Here is a 19261-nt window from a genome sequence, read left to right as displayed (position 1 = left end):
CCGGTGCCGGCGGTCGGTGCGGCGGCTCGGCCCACCCAGGGAAGCGGGCGTCAGATGATCCGAGGCAGGTCGGTGGTGATCGGCACCGGGAGCACTGTCGGGCCGTCCCGTCGCAGCGCGACGGCGAGCGCGTCGGCGAGCTGCTCCGGTGTCTCCACCACCGCCGTGGCGCAGCCGTACCCTCCGGCGACCGCCGTGATGTCCAGGCCCGGCAGGTCCAGGCCGGGAACCCCCGGCGTCTCCTTCAGCTCCGCGAACGCCTTCAGGATCGCGTACTGCTGGTTGACCGGCACCACGACGACGAGCGGCAGCCGCAGCCGCGCGGCGGTCCAGAGCGCCTGCACGGAGTAGTGGAAGGAGCCGTCGCCGATCACCGCGATCACCGGTCGCTCGCGTCCGGTGTCCCGCTCCGCAAGCGCCACCCCCACGGCGGCCGGCAGCCCGTACCCCAGCCCACCGCTGGCCATGGTGAAGTACGACGCCGGTCGGGTGATCCGCAAATGGCGACGCAGGGCGGGCAGGTTCGACGGTGTCTCCTGGACCAGCACCCCGTCCTGCGGCCAGTTCCGGGCCAGCGCCGCGAAGAGCGCGTCCGCGCTGAGCGGGCGGGTGACCTCCGGCGGCGTCGGCGTCGGTCGGGGCTGCGGCGGCGGACGGTCGGCCGCCGGCAACAGGTCGACCAGCGCGGCCAGGGCCAGTGCCGAGTCGGCCAGCAGGCTGTCCCCGACCGGTGCCCGGGCGGCCTCGTCCGGGTCGTCCGTGACGTGCAGCAGCCGCGCCCCGTCGGGCAGGTAGGACCCCGGGACGTACGGGTAGTAGCGGAAGACCGGGGCGCCGACCACCAGCACGGTGTCGTGACCCTTGATCGCCTCCGCGAGCGGGCCGATGGCGAACGGCAGCACGCCCCGGTAGTGCGAGTGGTCCTCCGGGAAACCGGCCCGCTCGGGTGCCGGTGCCGACCAGGCCGGGGCGGCGAGCCGTTCGGCCAGCGCGGTCGCCAGGGCCCAGCCGTCGGCCCGGTCCACGGCCGCGCCGAAGACCAGCGCGGGGGAGCGACTCGCGGCGAGCACGGCGGCGAAGTGCCCCAGCTGCTCCGGGTCGGGTGCGTACCGGGTGGCCACCGAGCGCAGCGGTGGGGGCGGGTCGGCGGGCTGCGCCCAGTCGTCGAGCGGCAGCGAGAGGAAGACCGGCCCGGCGGGTGGCTGCACTGCGGTCGCGTACGCCCGCAGCAGCGCGGCCGGGATGTCCTGGGCGCGGACCGGCTCGTAGGCCCACTTCACGTACGGCTGGGTGAGCTCCGCGGCCCGGCGGTTCGTCAGCCGGGGTTCGAGCAGCAGCATCTCCCGGGTCTGCTGGCCGGCGGTGACGATCAGCGGCGTCTTGTTGTGCCAGGCGGTGACCAGGTTTCCCATGCCGTTGCCGGTGCCCGGCGCGGTGTGCAGGTTGATGTGCGCCGGACGGCCGGTGGCCTGGGCGTACCCGTCGGCCATGCCGACCGCGGACGCTTCGTGCAGCGCGAGGACGTAGTGGAAGTCGGCGGGGAACTCCTGCAGGAACGGCTCCTCGGTGGAGCCGGGATTACCGAAGACGGTCGTCATCCCGAGGTCGCGCAACAGGTCGTACGTCGTGTCCCGGACCGTTGCCATCGCCACCTGCCTCCGTGTCGCGGCGCGTGCTGCGGCTCGCCGGAGTGGCCGGCTACCCCCGAACCTCTCGAATCTATCGGGACAGCTCGGTTACTTCGGGCAATTCGTCAGCGCTGTGATCCGTCAGGCAGCGCGAAGGGCAGCTCGATCCCGTCGAGCGCGTGCCCGCAGGCGCAGTCCCGTTCGGTCGGGAGCGCGGCGAGCGCGTCGAGCAGCACCGCCCGCAGCCGGTCGGTGTTCTCGCCGAAGACCCGGAACACCTCGGCCTGGGTCACCGACTCGCCGGAGACGAGCCCGGCGTCCAGGTCGGTGACGAGCGCGATCGAGGTGTAGCAGAGCGCCAGCTCGCGGGCGAGCACCGCCTCCGGGTGGCCGGTCATGTTGACCACCGTCGCGCCCATCGAGGCGTACCACCGCGATTCGGCGCGGGTGGAGAAGCGCGGCCCCTCGACCACCACGACCGTGCCGCCGTCCACCGCCGCCACCCCGCGGGCTCCGGTGGCGGCGAGCAGCGTACGGCGGCCGTTCGGGCAGTACGGGTCGGCGAAGGGCACGTGCACCGCGCCCCTGTCGTAGTATGTCTGGGCCCGCCCGCTGGTGCGGTCGACGAGCTGGTCGGGCACGACGAACGTGCCGGGGCCGAACTCCGGGCGCAGGCTGCCCACGGCGCACGGCGCGAGCACCTGGCGCACCCCGAGCGATCGCAGCGCCCAGAGATTCGCCCGGTACGGGATCAGGTGCGGCGGATGCTGGTGATCGCGGCCGTGTCGGGGCAGGAACGCCACCCGCCGGCCGCCCACCTCGGCGATCGTGATCGTGTCCGACGGTGGCCCGTACGGCGTCTCCAGCTCGTGCTCGGCGGCCGCGTCCAGGAGGGCGTAGAGGCCGGAGCCGCCGATCACCGCGAGTTCGGCTGTAGGGCTCATCTGTCGCATCCTCTCCAGCGTCCGATCACCGCCGCTCAGACCTTAGCGACCACCCCTACCGCAAGCTATGGTGCCAGGCATGGCGTTGACAGCGCGGGTGCCGACCGGCGCTAATGGCGACGATTCCTGTGCTGCGGCGCGCAGGTGACGGGTGTGTGAGATGCACGGAGAGGGCCAGGCGATCGGCGGGCGGGCGATGGAGTCGATGACCGGGCGGCTGCTGGTCGCGACTCCGGCGCTGAAGGACCCGAACTTCGACCGTACGGTGGTGCTTCTGGTTGCGCACGAGCCGGGCGGCGCGCTCGGTGTGGTGCTCAACCGGGCCACCGAGGTGCCGGTCGCCGACGTGCTCGGCGACTGGAGCGACCTGGCCCGCCACCCGGCCGTGCTCTTCGAGGGCGGCCCGGTGCAGCCCGACAGCGCGATCTGCCTGGCCCGGATGCGCCACCCCATCAAGCGGGTCAAGGGCTTCCACCAGATCTCCGGCGCGGTCGGCACGATCGACCTCTCGGTCGACCCGGAGCGGCTGCGGGAGAACATCGGCGGGATCCGGGTCTTCGCCGGCTACTCGGGCTGGGGCGCGGGGCAGTTGGAGCAGGAGATCGAGGAGGGGTCCTGGTTCGTGCTCGACGCGCTGCCCGGCGACGCCTTCGTCGACCGTCCCGACGACCTGTGGCCGATGGTGCTGCGCCGCCAGGGCGGAATGATGGCCGCGGTGGCCCACTTTCCGCCGGACGTGGCGCTCAACTGACCTGCGGGGCCGATCGTCAGGTGGTCGGGCCCGGCCTTCGGGCCGCCCCGCCGGTCGGCGCGGACGGGGACCCCGCGAGATGACCCCGGCGGCCGCCATGTGTATAGTTTCGCCAGTGCCCGGGCGACCGGGACAACAGCAAGGGGCCGTGGCGCAGCTGGTAGCGCACCACACTGGCAGTGTGGGGGTCAGGGGTTCGAGTCCCCTCGGCTCCACCCTTCGCGATCAGGGCGTTCGTCTGACAAGACGGACGCCCTTCGTCGTTGCAGACCTCGGAGGTAGCCAAGCAGGAGCGCCGCTCATGTCCATGGAGCGGGCGGAATCTGCGCGTAAAGGACATTCATCACGCGACCATGGTCGGATGGGGCGACCATGGAAGCCGGCGGCGGCCGGGGGCATCCTGCGCGGCGCGGAGGACGCGCAGCAGGCCAGCTTCCTGGAGCTGTTCTTCGACCTGGTGCTGGTCTTCGCCCTGGTCGGGGTCGTCAGCCGGATGGGGCCGGACCTTCTCTCCGACAACGTGAGCGTGCGCTGGTTGTCGCTGCTGTACACGTTCGTTCTGGCCCTGCCGTTGCTGTGGCTGTGGACGACCACGGCGTACGTCACCAGCCGGTTCGACTACCGCAACCGCTGGATTCAGCTGCTGGTCCTGGTCAGCGCGTTCGGCCTGCTGATCATGGCGACGTCCCTGTACGAGTTCGAGCAACGCGGTGCCACCTTCGCGATCGTGTACGTTGTGCTGCACGTCGGACGCCCCCTGGTGCTCCGCCCGTTGTTACGGGAGCACGAGAACGTGCGCGCTCTCTACACCCGCCTGGCCATCTGGGCCGGCATCTCCGGCGTCATCTGGCTCGCCGGGGCGGCGATGCACGGAAACCACCGGATCGCCCTGTGGGCGATCGCCATTACCGTGGACCTGGTCGTGGCACGGTTCAGATGGCCCCTGCCCGGTATGGGCCGACCGCCTACCAGCGCGTGGGCGATGGCCAGCAGTCGACACCTCCCCGAGCGCTACCAGCAACTGTTGTTGATCGCGCTCGGCGAGACGGTGCTGTCCATAGGCCTCACCTACGCCAATCACCCCGCCACGTTCGCCGCAAAGTCGGCCCTGGTGGTCACGTTCCTGTCCTCCGTGCTGATGTGGCGGATCTACTTCTATCGCGCGGGCCAGGTGCTGGCCGAGGCCGTCGAGATGTCGTCGAACCGGGCAGCTGCCGGCGGGATCGTCGGCGTGGCCCATCTGCTCATGGTGCTCGGCATCACCTTGACCGCGGCCGGCTCGGAAATCGTGTTGGCGCATCCCGGGGGGCCCTCCCTGCCGGCCTGGCTCGTGGTCATCCTCGGCGGGCCGGCGCTCTTCCTGTTCGGTCGCAGTCGGTTGGAACGGGTCGTCTTCGACCGGCTCGCCGTGCGTCGGCTCGTCGGCATCGGCGTTCTGGTCCTGCTGGCGCCGCCGCTGTTCTTCGGCCCGCCGCTGCTGGCCGCCCTCGCCGCAGCGGCCGTGCTGCTCGGGGTCGCCGTTGCGGACGCGCGACGCGCCGCCGGCCGCCCACCGGAGGCCCCCTCCCCGTCCGCCTAGCAGATGCGGTCCGCATCCATCCGGTTCAGGCACCGGTCTCGAGCACGGCGAGGTCGCGTACCGCGTAACGGTGATGCTCGGCCTCTTCCTTGAGCACCACCTTGAGGCAGCGGCGCACGACGTACTCCCGGTCCGGATACGGGTCCGCCGGCTTGCGACCACACACCCGATCGAGCTCGGCCTCGGTGAGCCCGTCGACGGCACGCCGCATCGTGGCCATGCGAGCGAACCGCGGTGCGAGTACCTCGTCGAGCGTCGGGCTGGCTTCGAGGGTGAGCCCGAGCTTCGCCGCCGCGTCGGAGGGCATCCCGCCGTGTGGAAGGCCCAACGGGTGGTACGGCGCATCCTCCTCGAGCACGGCATTACCGAGCCAGGCATCGGCGGCCATCAGCAGGTGTCGTTGGGTCTCGACGAACGACCACTCGCCGTTGACCTGCTCGTGCAGCTTGGCCTCGGGCAGGAGCCTGGCGCGGTCGAGCGTCGCCTCCCATTGCGTCTCGATGGCATCCCAAGCGGCCCGGTAGTCGACGGCGGACGCGGCGTCACGCGCCAACACCCGGGTGGGATGCTGCCGGTCGAGCTCGGCCTCGACGTAGGCGGTCACATCGACGTCGTTGACGACGATCCGCTCGAAGGCGCCGGCGAGGTAGACGTCGCTGCCGTAGCAGTCCACGATCTTCAGGCCGCTGACCTCGCAATCGCGAATCTCAAGGCCGGCAAGATCGCTCAGGTGGATGCGGGCACCACGGAACTGGTCACTCTGGGCGTACGCAGCAGGCATCGAGACAGCTTCCCGAATTCGTCCCGCCCGCGTCAACGGGTAGCGCAGCGTGAGGGTTCTGTCAGCCCTAGTGGTCGCGCTCGCGAAGCAGCAGCCCCAGGGCGGTCCTAACCGTGCCGATCTCGTCATCGTCGAGGCCGGTGAGGACCGAGGCCAGCCATTCGCGGCTGCGGCAGAGGTCGGCGGAGGCCTGCACGCCGGCCGGAGTCGCCGCGACCACCTTGACCCGCCCGTCCTTGTCGTCGGCGCGACGCTCGACGTAACCCAGCTCGACCAGCCGATCGACCTTGGCGGTCAGGTTGGAGGGGTCGCAGCCGAACTGCTCGGCGATCTCCCGCATGGAGGACGGCTTCACCGCGGCGAACCCCAGCACCCGTACCTGAGCCAGGCTCATCCCGGCCGCCTGGGCGGCTCGCTCGAAGTCGAGCAGATATTCGCCGACGAACTGCAGCATGGCAAACCGGACCTCGGGGAAGATTCCTCGCGCCAGGTCTCCTTCGAGGCGTTCACCGGTGTAGGGGTGGGTCGGTCGCACCGATTCATCGTAGGTCACCTCCTTCCCAACATACTTGAGAGTCTCAGAGATTCCGGCCACACTCCAGGAAATTGCATGAGAGTCTCAAGTACTGTTCGGGCGGAGCTTCCCCCTCCACCAGGGCATGACGAAAGGACTCCACGATGAGCGACGAGCGCAAGGTCGCCGAGGTATTCGCCCGATACGTCCGGGCGACCGACCGGCGGGACGGCGCGGCCCAGGCCGCACTCTTCGCCGAGGACTCGACGACGGAGATCTACAACAAGGTCTACCCGGACAGCCGGGAGTTCAACTGGGAGCCCAACGGGGAACCACTCAAGGGCCCGGCCGCTGTCAAGTATGCGGTGGAGAACTTCATGGCCCCGCACCCTCCGCGCGGAACCAGCCACCACGTCACCGCCGATCACATCATCGACGTCAACGGTGACACCGCCCACTTCAGCGCCCAGTTCGTGGTCTTCGAGACCCGGGCAGACGAGCGGCCGGCCGGCGGCTGGCCCGAGGGCGCGCGTGGCGTTCAGGGCACCGTGCAGGTGACCGAGAGCGGCTACTACGAGACCGACCTTCGCAAGATCGACGGCGAATGGAAGATCACGCACCACCGGGTCCGCAACGACCTGCCGTTCGCCATCCCGGGCGCCTGACCTCGCCCACAGCCGGCCCGCACCCGAGGGTTGGGTGCGGGCCGGCCACAACGTCATCCGCACGGCCGCTCAGTGCGCCGTGCCGCGTACTCACGAGGGATCACTGTGAAAGCTATCGTCTACCGCCGCTTCGGCGGCCCTGACGTCCTCGAACTCGCGGAACTACCGCCCCCGAAGATGCAGCAGGACAGTGTCCTGATCCGCGTCAGAGCCGCCGGCCTCAACCCGGCGGACAACCTGATCCGAGCCGGGGCCCTGGCCGAGGCGATGGACACCCTCTTTCCGGTCGTACCCGGCTGGGATGTTGCCGGCGTCGTAGAGCAGGTCGGGCCCGGTGTCACCGAGTTCGCCGAGGGCGATGAGGTCATCGGCTACCTCCGCGAGTCGGTCCTGCACCACGGCAGCTACGCGGAACTCGTCTCCGCACCGGTGCACACCCTCGTACGCAAGCCAAGCAACGCCAGTTGGGCGCAGGCGGCCGGGCTGCCGCTGGCCGGGCTCACCGCGTACCAGGGCATGGTTCACCATCTCCGCGTCGCGCCCGGCGAAACCGTCCTGGTCCACGCCGCCGGCGGTGGGGTCGGCTCCATCGCGGCCCAGATCGCCGTCGCGACCGGCGCCACGGTCATCGGCACCGCCTCGGTGGGCAACCACGACTACCTGCGCTCACTCGGCGTCAGCCCGGTCGCCTACGGTCCCGGCCTGGCCGAACGGGTACGCGGCCACGCGCCGGAGGGCGTCGACGCGGTCTTCGACGCCGCAGGCCGGGGTGCCCTCGCGGCCACCTCCGACGTGGGGAAGCCGAACGTGCGGGCGGTCACCATCGCCGACGTACACCCTGGCGCCACCACGGTCTACGCCCGACTCGACCTCGACGACCTGCGCGCCCTGACCCACATGGTCGAAGCCGGCGACCTCACCATCCGAATCGGCGCCACCTTTCCCCTGGAACGCGCCACCGACGCCCAACGCACGCTCGAGTCCGGACACGCCGCCGGAAAAATCATCCTGACGCCGTAGGAGCAGATGCCATGGGGCGCGTCGAGGAGCCCATGAATCCCGCGCCAGAGGGTCTCGGTGAACCAGGCACCAAGAAGCCTGGCACCTGCCCACGCGGACGATCGCGGGACACGGGCACCTGGTCGTGCCCCGGCTCGCCGTTCCGATGACCCGGCCGTGCTGCCCGGTCAGCGGACCGGCGCTTGCCGCGGGGTGGAATACCTCGGGGTGGACCTGGCCCACAGCCTTCTTCGCCGTCGTGCGATCACACCTTGAGAACGTCCACGTCGTACAGCGCTATCGAGGCGTCGCGGGAGGCGAGGGTCAGACTCTCGGTGATCGCTTGCGCCACCAGCATGCGGTCGAAGGGATCACGGTGATGCGGCGCCGGCGGAGGCTCGCGGCAGCGGCTTGGCAGGACCACCGTCAGTTCGCGGTCTGCGAGGTGTTCTCGATCATCTGTCGCAGTACCTTCAGCGCGGTGACGTAGTCGGCGTCGTCGATGCCGTGATGGATGCGGGCCCGGATCGCCGGGGCGTGGGACTTCAGCCGCAGGCGCGCCTGCTCGCCGGCCTCCGTGATCCGGAGTCGGCTCTCGCTGTCCCGGCTGATCCAGCCCCGTTCCAGCAGCGTCTCGGCCTCGGCGTGCAGGTCGTCCTCGGGTCGGATGTAGCTGGCCATCGCCTCCCGCAGCTGCGGAATCGTCCGGCCCTGGCCGTCGGGGGAGATGTCGTTGGGCGACAGGTTCCGCAGCAGCCAGAACTGGGGCTGGGTGAAGCCGTGTTCGGCCTGCCGGGCGCGGGTGAACGCGATGAGGGACTGGTAGGCGACTCCGGTCCAGTAGGCGGCGGGTTGGGCTGCCAGTTCGGCGTCGGTCATCTGGTCGGTCGGCATGGCGCGGCTCCTGGTGGCTGGTCGGCTTCGGGTTGACCGTAGGAGTTCAAGCGAGGTTGAGGTCAATGCCCTCGCCCCACCTGCCGGGCCTCGGGTGACCTGCTGCTACCGTCATCCGTCATGAAAACCGTTTTCATTACGGCTGGCCTCTGCGCGGTGCTGGCCGCCGCGGGCTGCTCAGCCGGGGCTGCCGAACCGGCTGCTTCGAAGAACCCGGCCGGCCCGGTCCACCTGACCAACTGCGGACTCCCCGTCGACGTCGGCGCGCCGCCGCAGCGCGCCGTCACGCTGGAACAGAACGCCACCGAGATCATGCTCAGCCTCGGCCTCGCCGACCGGATGGCCGGCACCAGCTACCAGACCGACCCGGTGCTGCCCGCGCTGCGCCCGGCGTACGAGAAGGTGCCGGTGTTGGCCAAGCTCTACCCGTCGCGGGAGGCGGTCCGCGCGGCCAACCCGGACTTCGTCTACTCGACCTACACGTCCGCGTACGCCCCCGACGCCGCCGGTTCCCGCGCCGACCTGGCCAAGCTCGGCGTGCCGGCGTACCTCTCCGGGTTCGCCTGCGAGAACCCGGCCGACGCGATCCAGACCGTCACCTTCGACGGGATCTTCGACCAGGTTCGCGACATCGCCACCGTCTTCGGCGTACCGGAGCGCGCCGACCAGCTGATCCGCGAGCAGCAGGGCCGGTTGGACGCGGCCCGCGGCGGCGGTGCGACGGCCACGCCGAGCGCCACCGCGGGGCCGAACGCCGGCCCCTCGCTGCTCTGGTACTACTCCGGCACCAGCACCCCGTACGTGGCCGGGCGCGGCGGCGTGCCGGACGCGATCGGCTCGCTGCTCGGCACCCGCAACGCGTTCGGCGATGCCGATCAGAAGTGGCCCGCCGGCAACTGGGAGGAGATCGCCAAGCGCAACCCGGACGTGATCGTGCTGGCCGACCTGACCCGGGGCGGCGACGGCGACAGCGCCCAGTCGAAGATCGACTTCCTGCGTCGTAACCCGGTGACGTCCAAGCTGGACGCGGTGGTCGCCGGACGCTTCGTCATCGTGCCCGGCTCGTCGCTGGACCCGTCGATCCGCAGCGTCGAGGCGGCCGAACTGGTCGGCGCGAAGCTGCGGGAGACCGCCCGATGACCGCGCCCGGCCGCACCGAGACCGCAGCGCTGGACCAGTCGTCCGCCCGCCACCTGCTGAAGCTCTGGAACGAGCAGCAGTCCGCCTACGTGGCCCACCGCGACCACCGGTTCGAGGCCATGTTCGACGTGTTGCGGCTGCACAGCCCGGACGACCTGACGATCCTGGACCTGGCCTGCGGCCCCGGCGCGATCACCGACCGGGTGCTGACCGGCTTCCCGCAGGCCACGGCGATCGCTGTCGACTACGACCCGATCCTGCTGCGGGTCGCCCGCGGCGCGCTCGACGGGTACGGGCCGCGGGCCGAGGTACACGACGTGGACCTGGTGACCGACGGCTGGGAGAACGTGCTGGCCGGACGGACCGTCGACGCCGTACTCAGCTCGACCGCGCTGCACTGGCTGTCACCGGCGCAGCTGCTGCGCGTCTACACCGCCGCCGCGCGGCTGCTGCCGGCCGGTGGGGTGCTGCTCAACGCCGACCACCTCCGGTACGACGGATCGACGCCCACCCTGCGTGAGATCGCCCGCCGGCACGACGCGCGGGTGCAGCGGGAGACGTTCGACTCCGGGGCGCTCGACTACTCCGCCTGGTACGCCGAGGCGCTTCGTCATCCGGAACTGGCCGGACTCGCCGAGGAGCGGGAGGAGCGCTTCGCGGACCGGCCGCCGCAGGCCCTGGCTCCGCTGGAATTCCATCTCGCCGCCCTGCGCGCGGCCGGCTTCGCCGAGGTCGGCACGGTCTGGCAGTACCTCGACGACTACGTGGTGTTCGCCCGCCGATGACCTCGTCAGTCACCTCGTCGCTCGCCCCGACAGGTTCGACGGTCGGGGCCGGGCGGGGCCCGTCCGCCAAGGCGGGCGCCTGGCGATCGGGGCGGTACGTGCTGCCGCTCGCGGTGATCCTGCTGCTGCTCAGCATCGCGGCGGTGACCGTGGGCTCGGCCGATCTGCCCGTGGACAGCGTGCTGCGTGCCGTGGGTACCCATCTGGGCCTGCCGGTCCGTCCGCTGCCCCCGCTGCCGGACAGCATCGTGTGGGACCTGCGGCTGCCCCGCGTGCTGCTGGCCGCGCTGGTCGGCGCGGGCCTGGCGGTGTGCGGCGCGGTCCTGCAGGCGCTCACCCGTAACCCGCTGGCCGACCCGTTCCTGCTCGGGGTCTCCTCCGGTGCCTCAATGGGCGCGGTGGCGGTGCTGGTGCTCGGCATCCAGCTCGGTAGCGGCCCGATCGACCTGACCACCGGCGCGTTCGCCGGCAGCGTGGCCGCGTTCGGCGCGGTGCTGCTGCTGGCCGGTCGGCGAGCCGGCGAGCCCACCCGGATAGTGCTCGCCGGGGTGGCCGTCTCGCAGCTGTTCAGCGCAGTGACCAGCCTGATCGTGATCTCCGACGCGCAGACGCAGGACACCCGCAGCGTGACGTTCTGGCTGCTCGGTTCGCTGACCGCGGCCTCCTGGCCGGCGGTGGCGCTGAGCGCTGCGGTCGCCGGCGTCGGTCTGCTGGTCTGCTGGGCCAACGCGACGGCGCTGGACGCGTTCGCGTTCGACGCGGACACCGCACGGTCGCTCGGCTTCTCGCCCGGGCGTACCCGGCTGCTGCTCTTCGGGGTCACCGCCCTGGTGGCGGCGACGCTGGTGGCGGCGAGCGGGGCGATCGGCTTCGTCGGGCTGACCGTGCCGCACGCGGTGCGGTTCGTGATCGGCTCGCGGCATCGTGCGCTGCTGCCCACCTGCGCGGTGGTCGGTGCGATCTTCCTGATCTGGGCGGACACCGCGGCGCGGACCGTGTTCTCGCCGCAGGAACTGCCGGTCGGTGTGCTCACCGCGCTGCTCGGGGTGCCGATGTTCGCGCTGGTCATGCGGCGTCGGGCGGGCACGTCGTGATCGGCGGGGAGAACGCCGGCCGCGGACGGGATGACCGCAGCGGTGTGGACGGCCACGCCCGGGGCGCGCGGCTGCACGCGGAGCGGATCGGCTGGGGCGTCGCCGGGGTGCGGATCCTGGTCGAGGTGGCGCTCACCGCCGAGCCGGGAGCGACGGTCGGGTTGCTCGGACCGAACGGGTCCGGCAAGTCGAGCCTGCTGCGGCTCCTGGCCGGGCTGGCCCGACCCGATTCGGGGCGGGTGCTGCTCGACGACGTGGCGTTGGGCGCGCTACCCCGGCGGGCTCGGGCGCGGCGGATCGCGGTGGTCACCCAACAGGCGGCCACCGATGTGGAGATGTCGGCGCTGGAGGTGGTCCTGCTCGGCCGGACACCGTACCGGCCGCCGCTGGCCGGGGTTGCGGCCGCCGATCTGGACCTGGCCCGGCGCGCGCTCGCCGACGCCGGCCTGGCCGGCTTCGCGCAGCGCCGCTGGTCCAGCCTCTCCGGCGGGGAGCGGCAGCGGGTCGATCTGGCCCGCGCCCTGGTGCAGGAGCCGGACCTGCTGCTGCTCGACGAGCCCACGAACCATCTGGACATCCGGCATCAGCTGGAGCTGCTGGGGTTCCTCGCCGAGTCGGCCACCACCGTCGTGGTGACCCTGCACGACCTCAACCTGGCCGCGCAGTACTGCGACCGGCTGGTGCTGTTGCACGCCGGCCGGGTGGTCGCGGCGGGTACGCCGGGGGAGGTGCTGACCACGAGCCGGATCGAGCAGGTGTACCGGGTGCGTACCGACGTCGACACGGCCGCGGACGGTCGACCCCGGATCCGGTACCGGCGTGCCTGAGCGATTGACGGCCGGTTGGGCGAATTCGTCGCCCGGATACGGCATCGGCGCCGTCGCTCCTCGCGACGGCGCCGATGCGTCGAATCAGCCCTGGCGGCCCTTCCACTGCGGGTTCGTGCGGTTCACCACGACCACCCGGCCGTGGCGGCGGACCACTGTCGAACCCGGCTTCTGCTTCAGCGAGCGCAGGGAGCTACGTACCTTCATCTCGACCCTCCTCGGGGTGGGGTCTCGTCGGTTCCGTGTATCGAAACGCCGGAGCCCGACCTGGGATTCCCACCCCAGCGGGGCCGCTCAGCCGAGGTGGCTGTCGATCTCGGCCAGCTCCTCGGCGGTGAAGTCGAGGTTCTCCAGCGCCGCGATGTTCGCCTCCAGCTGGGGCACGCTGCTCGCCCCGATGATCAGGCTGGTCATCCGCGGGTCACGCAGCGCCCAGGCGAGAGCGAGCTGGGCCAGCGACTGGCCGCGCCGCTCCGCGATCGCACCGAGGGCCCGGATGGTCGCCATCCGCTTCTCGTCGAGGTCGCTCTCGTTCAGGAAGACGCTGGTGCGAACCCGGGAGTCGGCGGGGATGCCGCCCAGGTAGCGGTCGGTGAGCAGGCCCTGCGCCAGCGGGCTGTACGCGATGGCGCCCGCGCCGGCCTCCTCGAGCGTGTCCAGCAGGCCGTCGTCCTCGGTCCACCGGTTGAGCATCGAGTACGACGGCTGGTTGATCAGCAGCGGCGTACCCAGCTCCCGCAGGATCGCGGCCGCCCGGGCGGTCTGCTCCGAGTTGTAGTTGGAGATGCCGACGTAGAGCGCCTTGCCGGAGCGGACGACGGCGTCCAGCGCGCCCATCGTCTCCTCCAGCGGGGTGTCCGGGTCGAACCGGTGCGAGTAGAAGACGTCGACGTACTCCAGCCCCATCCGGCGCAGCGACTGGTCGAGCGAGGAGATCAGGTTTTTACGGGAACCCCACTCGCCGTACGGGCCGGGCCACATGTAGTAGCCGGCCTTGCTGGAGATGATCAGCTCGTCCCGGTACGGCTTCAGGTCGGTGGCGAGCATCCGGCCGAAGTTCTCCTCGGCCGACCCCGCCGGGGGCCCGTAGTTGTTGGCCAGGTCGAAGTGGGTGACACCGAGGTCGAACGCGCGGCGCACGATGTCGCGCTGCCGCTCGTAGGGGCGATCGGGGCCGAAGTTGTGCCACAGACCGAGGGAGATGGCGGGCAGCCGCACCCCGCTGCGGCCGCTTCTCCGGTAGGTCATGGTGTCGTAGCGGTCGTCCGCGGCGAGATAGTTCACGATCATGAGCCTACGTCGGGTTGCCGGGGGGGGCCGGTGAGCCGCCGAGCGGCGGCGACCCGGCCCGGCCACCCGGCGTCACCCGCCCGCCCGGCGAGGAGTTGACCACCACGCCGGCATCAGAACGGGGGACCAGATGGACGACATCACCGCCATGATCATGGACGACCACGCCGCGTTCCGGCGGGGCTTCGCCCGGCTGGACGACGCCAAGGACGAGCAGGAGCTGCTCGCGATCTGGGAGGCGCTCGCCCTGCACCTCGACATCCACGCCGAGGCCGAGGAGGCCATCCTCTATCCGCACCTGGTGCGCCACGGTGACGACGGCGAGGCCGAGACGGTCGACGCCGTCGGCGACCACAACAAGATCCGGGACGCGATCGCGGAGTCCAAGCTGCACCCGGTCGGCTCCGACCAGTGGTGGGCGGCGGTGTGGCAGGCCCGCCGGGAGAACAGCGAACACCTCGCCGAGGAGGAGGACGAGGCGTTGCCCGACTTCCGCCGGCACGCCGGCGCCGAGCTGCGCGCCGAGCTGGGTCACCGCTGGCTGACCTTCTACGGCGAACACAAGAACGGCCGCAACCTGACCTTCCACGACAAGGACCCGCAGGGGTACGTGCGCGAGCACCGGTAGTGCGGTGTCCAGAACCCTTCACCAACGATCGTGGGCACCGCACTAGATATCCCCGGCGCGGGGGAGTCGCCCGCGGGTACGCCGGCGCGAGAATGAGCCGATGAGGCCCCTGGCACCGCTCGTCGCGGCCAGCACCTGGCGGCGCGGCGTGTTCCTGCTGCTGGGCGGCGTGCTCGTGCTGCCGTACGTGCTGCTCGTGGTGGCGTTCTGGCAGGTCCTCACCGGGCCGCCGATCCCCCGGCCGCTGGCGCTCGGCCTGCTCGTGATCGCCGTCCTGATCGCCGGGGCGCCCCTGCTGCTCAACGGCAGCCGGGCGTTGGAGATCGCGGCGGCCCGGGCGCTGCTCGGCGTGGACCTTCCCGATCCGGCGCCGGGGCACCGTACCGACCGGGAGACTCGGCTGCGCGCCGCGCTCTGGATCGCCACCCACCTGATCGTCGGCGGTCTGCTGGCCTTCGCGCTGCTCAGCACGGTGCCGATGTCGCTGGCCTTCATCGCCCAGCAGTTCGGCGTCGGCGCGGAACTGGTCCGGGATGAGCGGTTCGGTCCGCTCGACGGGCGGGACACGGGCTGGCTCACCCTCACCGGTGTGCTGCTGCTGGTCGGCCTCGGCTACGCCGTCGCCGGGCTCGGCGCGCTGGCCGCGACGATGGCGCCGGTGCTGCTCGGGCCGGCGCAGGCCGAGCGGATCGCCGCGCTGGAGGCCCGCGCGGCCCGGCTCGCCGAGCGCAACCGGCTGGCCCGCGAGCTGCACGACTCCGTCGGCCACGCGCTCACCGTGGCCACCCTCCAGGCCGGGGCGGCCCGCGCGGTGCTGGAGACCGACCCGGAGTTCGTCCGCCGGGCGCTCGCCGCCATCGAGGAGGCCGGTCGCAGCGCCATGGACGACCTCGACCACGTGCTCGGGGTGCTGCGGGAGCCCGAACGCGGTCGTCCCGCACCGGCGCCGCAGCGTACGCTCGCCGACCTGGACCGGCTGGTGGCGGAGAGCCGCGGGGCGGGCCTGACCGTGGACGCCCACCGCACCGGCGACCCGGCCACCCTGCCGGCGGTGGTCTCCCGGGAGGGGTACCGGATCGTGCAGGAGGGGCTGACCAACGCGGCGCGCCACGGCCGCGGGCCGGTCGAGCTGCGACTCGACGTCGGGCCGGACGCGTTGGAGCTGGAGCTGGTCAACGAGGTGCTGCCCGCGCCGCGCCGCCCCGGACACGGCGGAGGCGGCCGTGGCCTCGACGGCATGCGGGAACGGGTGCTGCTGCTCGGTGGACGGCTCACCGCCGGGCCGGAGGGTGGCCGCTGGCGGATCGGCGTGCGACTGCCGTACCGGGAGGCGCGGTGAGCATCGGCGTGCTGCTCGTCGACGACGACGAGCTGATCCGGGTCGGGTTGCGGGCCATCATCGACGCCGAACCGGACCTGCGGGTGCTCGCCGAGGCCGCGGACGGCGCCGAGGTGCTGCCGCTGGTTGCCCGGCACCGACCCGCCGTGGTCCTGATGGACGTCCGGATGCCGGGCATCGACGGCATCCAGGCCACCCGGCACCTGCTGGCCGCCTCCGCCGACCCGCCCCGGGTGCTCGTGGTCACCACCTTCGCCAACGACGAGTACGTCTACGACGCGCTGCGCGCCGGAGCCAGCGGTTTCCTGCTGAAGCGGGCCCGCCCGGTCGAGGTGGTGGAGGCGGTGCGGGTGGTGGCGGCCGGCGAGTCGCTGCTCTTCCCGGCGGCGATCCGGCGGCTCGTCGGCGCGTACGGCCGGGCGGGCGGCGACCGGCTGCGCGCGGCCCGGCTGACCGAGCGGGAGGCCGAGGTGCTGCGGCTGATGGCGGCCGGACTCTCCAACCCGGAGATCGCCGCGCATCTGGTGGTCGGGGTGGAGACGGTGAAGACCCACGTCGGGAACGTGCTGGCCAAGCTGGCGGTGCGGGACCGCACCCAGGCGGTCATCGCCGCGTACGAGTCCGGTTTCGTCACCCCGGCCGGCTGACGGTCGCCTTCGCGGCGCGGACACCGATGTGCGTCCGCCCGGCGGAGCGCCGGCTCCCTCGGGTGGGGGAGCGGGTTCACCGGCGCACGGGAGGGTTTCCACGGCGTACCGGCCGAGGCTGAGCGTATGACGATCACCGATGCGCCACCTCGCCCGACCACCCGCCCGCCCGACCGGCTCGCCCCGCTCGCCGCCGGCTGGCTCGGCCTCTGGGGCGTCCTCGCCCTGCTCGCCACGATCACCGGTGCCGGCTACCCGTTCGGCGCGAACGACCCGCACGGCGACGTGAACCTGCTCCGGCTGGTCCCGGTCGACGTCGGACCGCCGCTCTTCGCCCTCCTGCTGCTCACCGCCGCGGTCGCCGCGCTGGCCATGAGCCGCCCCACGACCAGCACGCCCCGACCGCTGCGACTGCTGCTCGCCGGGTACGGCTGGGCGGTCGCGGCGTTCCTGGCCCTGGTCGTCCCGGATGCCCGGGTGCTGGTCATGCTCGGTTACGCCCCGATGCTGATCATCGGCGCTCCGTTCGGCTGGCCGCCCGTCGACTACTCCGAGGTCTTCACCTGGCCGCTCTTCGCCCGCTTCGCCGCGGTGATCGCGGGCCTGCTGCTGGCCGGCGCGGTGCTGGTCTGGCAGCGGCGCACCGCGGAGGCGTGCCTCGCCTGCGGGCGCGGCGACGCCGCACGCGGCTGGACCAGCCCGGCCGCCGCCGCCCGCTGGGGCCGGTGGGCCGCCGGCATCGCCGCCGCCATCCCACTGGCGTACGCGGTGACCCGCTTCGCCTGGGCGGCCGGCGTTCCGCTCGGCATCTCCCGTGACTTCCTCACCGAGATGCAGGAGAACGGTGCCGTCTGGGCCGGGTTCGGGCTGGGCGCGTTCGCCACCGTCGGCGCCGTCCTCACCCTCGGCCTGGTACAGCGGTGGGGTGAGCGCTTCCCCCGCTGGATGCTCGGCCTGGCCGGCCGCCGGGTGCCCGTCCGGCTCGCGGTGATCCCGGCCACCCTGGTGGTGATCGCGGTCACCGCGGCCACGCTGGGGCTGGTCGCGAACCCTCGGTTCTGGGAGCTGGCCGGAGGTGACGGTCTCAACCTGGCCACCGGGCCGATGCTGCTCTGGCCCGCCTGGGGTCCGGCGCTGGGCCTGGCCACGTACGCCTACCACCTGCGTCGCCGGGGCGCCTGCCGCCGCTGCGGTCGTGGCTGAGGGTGGGAGTGGGGGTGCCCGGCAACGGGCGGGCACCCCCACCCGCCGCGCGCTAGCGTGGGTCGGGTGACTGCGCCCAACCCGGTAATCCCGGTTCCACCGGCCGACCTGCCCCGTACGCTCGGCGAGCTGCGCGCGGCCGGCCACCGATACCGCACCGTCAAGCAGGAACTCCGAGACAATCTCATCGCCCGGATGCGCACCGGCGCGGACCGTTTCCCCGGCATCGTCGGCTACGAGGACACCGTCCTGCCCGAGGTCGAGCGGGCCCTGCTCGCCGGGCACGACCTGGTGCTCCTCGGTGAGCGGGGCCAGGGCAAGACCCGGCTGATCCGCTCGCTCGCGGCGCTGCTGGACGAGTGGACCCCGGTCATCGCCGGTTCGGTGCTCAACGAGCACCCCCTGCACCCGCTCACTCCGGCGTCCCGCGCCCGGGTCGCCGAGGCCGGCGACGATCTTCCGGTCGGCTGGCTGCACCGCTCGATGCGGTACGGCGAGAAGCTCGCCACCCCGGACACCAGCGTCGGCGACCTGATCGGCGATGTCGACCCGATCCGGATCGCCGAGGGGCGGACCCTCGGCGACCCCGAGACGATCCACTTCGGTCTGGTGCCGCGGACGAACCGCGGCATCTTCGCCGTCAACGAGCTGCCCGACCTGGCCGAGCGGATCCAGGTGGCGCTGCTCAACGTGCTGGAGGAGCGGGACATTCAGGTCCGCGGCTACCAGCTGCGGCTGCCCCTGGACCTGCTGCTGGTGGCGAGCGCCAACCCGGAGGACTACACCAACCGGGGCCGGATCATCACTCCGCTCAAGGACCGGTTCGGTGCGGAGATCCGCACCCACTACCCGGTCGAGCTGGAGCTGGAGCTGGCCCTGATCCGGCAGGAGGCCGACCTGGTCGCCGAGGTGCCGGAGCACGTGCTGGAGGTGCTGGCCCGGTTCGCCCGTACGGTGCGCGAGTCGCCGTCGGTGGATCCGCGTTCCGGCGTCTCCGCCCGGTTCGCGATCGCCGCCGCCGAGACCGTGGCCGCCGCCGCGCTGCGCCGGGCCGCCCTGCTCGCCGCCGACTCGGCCTCTCGCTCCGGTTCCGGCTCCGGCCCCGGCGACGAGGCGGTACGCGCCGAGGCCGCCGTCGCCCGGGTCGGGGACGCCGTCTCGGTGACGTCGACGCTGCGCGGGAAGGTCGAGTTCGAGAGCGGCGAGGAGGGGCGGGAGGTCGAGATCCTGGCCCACCTGCTGCGTACCGCGACGGCCGAGACGTTCCGGGCCCGGCTGGCGGGGTTGGACCTCTCCGGCTTCACCGACCTGGTCGCCGAGGGCACCGTGATCGAGACCGGCGAGTTGGTCGGCTCCGCCGACCTGCTGCGGCAGGTGGGTACGGTGCCGGGGCTCGCGAAGGTGCTGGACCGGCTCGGGATGGGCGACGCGCCCACTCCGGCGGAGGCCGCCGCCGGGGTCGAGTTCGTGCTGGAGGGGCTGCACCTGACCCGCCGGCTCGGTAAGGACGTGACCGACTCCGGCCGCACCGTCTACGGCGGTCGGGGCTGAGC

At 72.2% G+C, this 19261-nt stretch carries 20 protein-coding genes, 1 tRNA gene and 1 pseudogene; 14 read left to right on the top strand and 8 right to left on the bottom strand.

The window, feature by feature from the left end:
* Positions 1–50: 50 nt before the first annotated feature.
* Positions 51–1646 carry a benzoylformate decarboxylase gene (mdlC, locus tag D7044_RS27485; protein ID WP_199716784.1) on the bottom strand — a complete coding sequence of 532 codons (1596 nt, stop codon included), beginning with the start codon at positions 1644–1646 and terminating at the stop codon, positions 51–53.
* A 107-nt stretch (positions 1647–1753) separates the two neighbouring features.
* Positions 1754–2572, bottom strand: a complete 819-nt coding sequence (locus D7044_RS27480) for an S-methyl-5'-thioadenosine phosphorylase (protein WP_120673226.1) — start codon at positions 2570–2572, stop codon at positions 1754–1756.
* A gap of 160 nt (positions 2573–2732) precedes the next feature.
* On the opposite strand from D7044_RS27480, the gene D7044_RS27475 reads away from it, so the two are divergent.
* From D7044_RS27475 to D7044_RS27465, 3 genes are all read left to right on the top strand, one after another.
* Positions 2733–3323: a YqgE/AlgH family protein gene (locus D7044_RS27475; RefSeq protein ID WP_120673899.1), complete on the top strand. Its 591-nt coding sequence runs from the start codon at positions 2733–2735 to the stop codon at positions 3321–3323.
* A 142-nt stretch (positions 3324–3465) separates the two neighbouring features.
* Positions 3466–3538, top strand: a tRNA-Ala gene (locus tag D7044_RS27470).
* Positions 3539–3684: 146 nt separating this feature from the next.
* Positions 3685–4902 (top strand): low temperature requirement protein A, encoded by a 1218-nt coding sequence (locus D7044_RS27465; RefSeq protein ID WP_158610038.1) that lies wholly within the window; start codon positions 3685–3687, stop codon positions 4900–4902.
* Between the two features lie 25 nt (positions 4903–4927).
* Here D7044_RS27465 and D7044_RS27460 read toward each other — a convergent pair whose 3' ends face one another.
* Both D7044_RS27460 and D7044_RS27455 read right to left on the bottom strand, forming a co-directional pair.
* A complete protein-coding gene (locus tag D7044_RS27460) occupies positions 4928–5683 on the bottom strand; it encodes a DinB family protein (RefSeq protein WP_120690620.1) in 756 nt (251 codons plus the stop codon).
* Between the two features lie 67 nt (positions 5684–5750).
* The gene (locus D7044_RS27455; protein WP_147434731.1) at positions 5751–6218 is read right to left on the bottom strand and encodes a MarR family winged helix-turn-helix transcriptional regulator; all 468 of its coding nucleotides are present in this window, start codon (positions 6216–6218) and stop codon (positions 5751–5753) included.
* A 143-nt stretch (positions 6219–6361) separates the two neighbouring features.
* On the opposite strand from D7044_RS27455, the gene D7044_RS27450 reads away from it, so the two are divergent.
* Entirely contained in the window at positions 6362–6862 is a 501-nt protein-coding gene (locus D7044_RS27450) for a nuclear transport factor 2 family protein (RefSeq protein ID WP_120690618.1), read from the top strand.
* A gap of 105 nt (positions 6863–6967) precedes the next feature.
* Positions 6968–7882, top strand: coding sequence for an NADP-dependent oxidoreductase (locus D7044_RS27445; RefSeq protein ID WP_120690617.1), 915 nt, complete (start codon positions 6968–6970; stop codon positions 7880–7882).
* 244 nt (positions 7883–8126) lie between these two features.
* On the opposite strand, the pseudogene D7044_RS33135 reads toward D7044_RS27445, so the two are convergent.
* Positions 8127–8243: pseudogene (locus D7044_RS33135) on the bottom strand (PIN domain nuclease); the annotation flags it as partial.
* A gap of 44 nt (positions 8244–8287) precedes the next feature.
* Complete coding sequence (locus D7044_RS27440) at positions 8288–8755, bottom strand: MarR family winged helix-turn-helix transcriptional regulator (RefSeq protein ID WP_120690616.1); 468 nt, start codon at positions 8753–8755, stop codon at positions 8288–8290.
* A 120-nt stretch (positions 8756–8875) separates the two neighbouring features.
* On the opposite strand from D7044_RS27440, the gene D7044_RS27435 reads away from it, so the two are divergent.
* The 4 genes from D7044_RS27435 to D7044_RS27420 are packed head-to-tail and all read left to right on the top strand — an operon-like array spanning position 8876 to position 12601.
* Positions 8876–9895 carry an ABC transporter substrate-binding protein gene (locus D7044_RS27435; protein ID WP_120690615.1) on the top strand — a complete coding sequence of 340 codons (1020 nt, stop codon included), beginning with the start codon at positions 8876–8878 and terminating at the stop codon, positions 9893–9895.
* Positions 9892–10680 (top strand): class I SAM-dependent methyltransferase, encoded by a 789-nt coding sequence (locus D7044_RS27430; protein ID WP_120690614.1) that lies wholly within the window; start codon positions 9892–9894, stop codon positions 10678–10680. The genes D7044_RS27435 and D7044_RS27430 overlap by 4 nt, the downstream gene beginning before the upstream one ends.
* Positions 10677–11774, top strand: a complete 1098-nt coding sequence (locus D7044_RS27425) for a FecCD family ABC transporter permease (RefSeq protein ID WP_120690613.1) — start codon at positions 10677–10679, stop codon at positions 11772–11774. The genes D7044_RS27430 and D7044_RS27425 overlap by 4 nt, the downstream gene beginning before the upstream one ends.
* A gap of 44 nt (positions 11775–11818) precedes the next feature.
* Positions 11819–12601, top strand: coding sequence for an ABC transporter ATP-binding protein (locus tag D7044_RS27420; RefSeq protein WP_120690661.1), 783 nt, complete (start codon positions 11819–11821; stop codon positions 12599–12601).
* Positions 12602–12685: 84 nt separating this feature from the next.
* Here D7044_RS27420 and D7044_RS27415 read toward each other — a convergent pair whose 3' ends face one another.
* Both D7044_RS27415 and mgrA read right to left on the bottom strand, forming a co-directional pair.
* Complete coding sequence (locus D7044_RS27415; protein WP_120673215.1) at positions 12686–12808, bottom strand: 50S ribosomal protein L36; 123 nt, start codon at positions 12806–12808, stop codon at positions 12686–12688.
* Between the two features lie 87 nt (positions 12809–12895).
* Positions 12896–13891, bottom strand: coding sequence for an L-glyceraldehyde 3-phosphate reductase (gene mgrA / locus D7044_RS27410; RefSeq protein WP_120673214.1), 996 nt, complete (start codon positions 13889–13891; stop codon positions 12896–12898).
* A 130-nt stretch (positions 13892–14021) separates the two neighbouring features.
* Here mgrA and D7044_RS27405 point away from each other — a divergent pair, with 130 nt between their 5' ends.
* From D7044_RS27405 to D7044_RS27385, 5 genes are all read left to right on the top strand, one after another.
* Positions 14022–14519, top strand: a complete 498-nt coding sequence (locus D7044_RS27405; protein WP_120690612.1) for a hemerythrin domain-containing protein — start codon at positions 14022–14024, stop codon at positions 14517–14519.
* Between the two features lie 100 nt (positions 14520–14619).
* Positions 14620–15858 carry a sensor histidine kinase gene (locus tag D7044_RS27400; protein WP_120690611.1) on the top strand — a complete coding sequence of 413 codons (1239 nt, stop codon included), beginning with the start codon at positions 14620–14622 and terminating at the stop codon, positions 15856–15858.
* Positions 15855–16505, top strand: a complete 651-nt coding sequence (locus D7044_RS27395) for a response regulator (protein WP_120690610.1) — start codon at positions 15855–15857, stop codon at positions 16503–16505. The genes D7044_RS27400 and D7044_RS27395 overlap by 4 nt, the downstream gene beginning before the upstream one ends.
* A 126-nt stretch (positions 16506–16631) precedes the next feature.
* On the top strand, positions 16632–17708 hold the full coding sequence (locus tag D7044_RS27390) for a hypothetical protein (protein WP_120690609.1): 1077 nt from the start codon (positions 16632–16634) through the stop codon (positions 17706–17708).
* A 57-nt stretch (positions 17709–17765) separates the two neighbouring features.
* Complete coding sequence (locus tag D7044_RS27385) at positions 17766–19259, top strand: sigma 54-interacting transcriptional regulator (RefSeq protein WP_120690608.1); 1494 nt, start codon at positions 17766–17768, stop codon at positions 19257–19259.
* The last annotated feature ends 2 nt before the right edge of the window (positions 19260–19261 follow it).

Origin of the sequence: Micromonospora musae (genome assembly GCF_003626635.1) — a bacterium.
Lineage (GTDB): Bacteria > Actinomycetota > Actinomycetes > Mycobacteriales > Micromonosporaceae > Micromonospora > Micromonospora musae.
The sequence above is the reverse complement of the archived record's forward strand: the minus strand, read 5'-3'. Positions and strand labels throughout refer to the sequence as shown.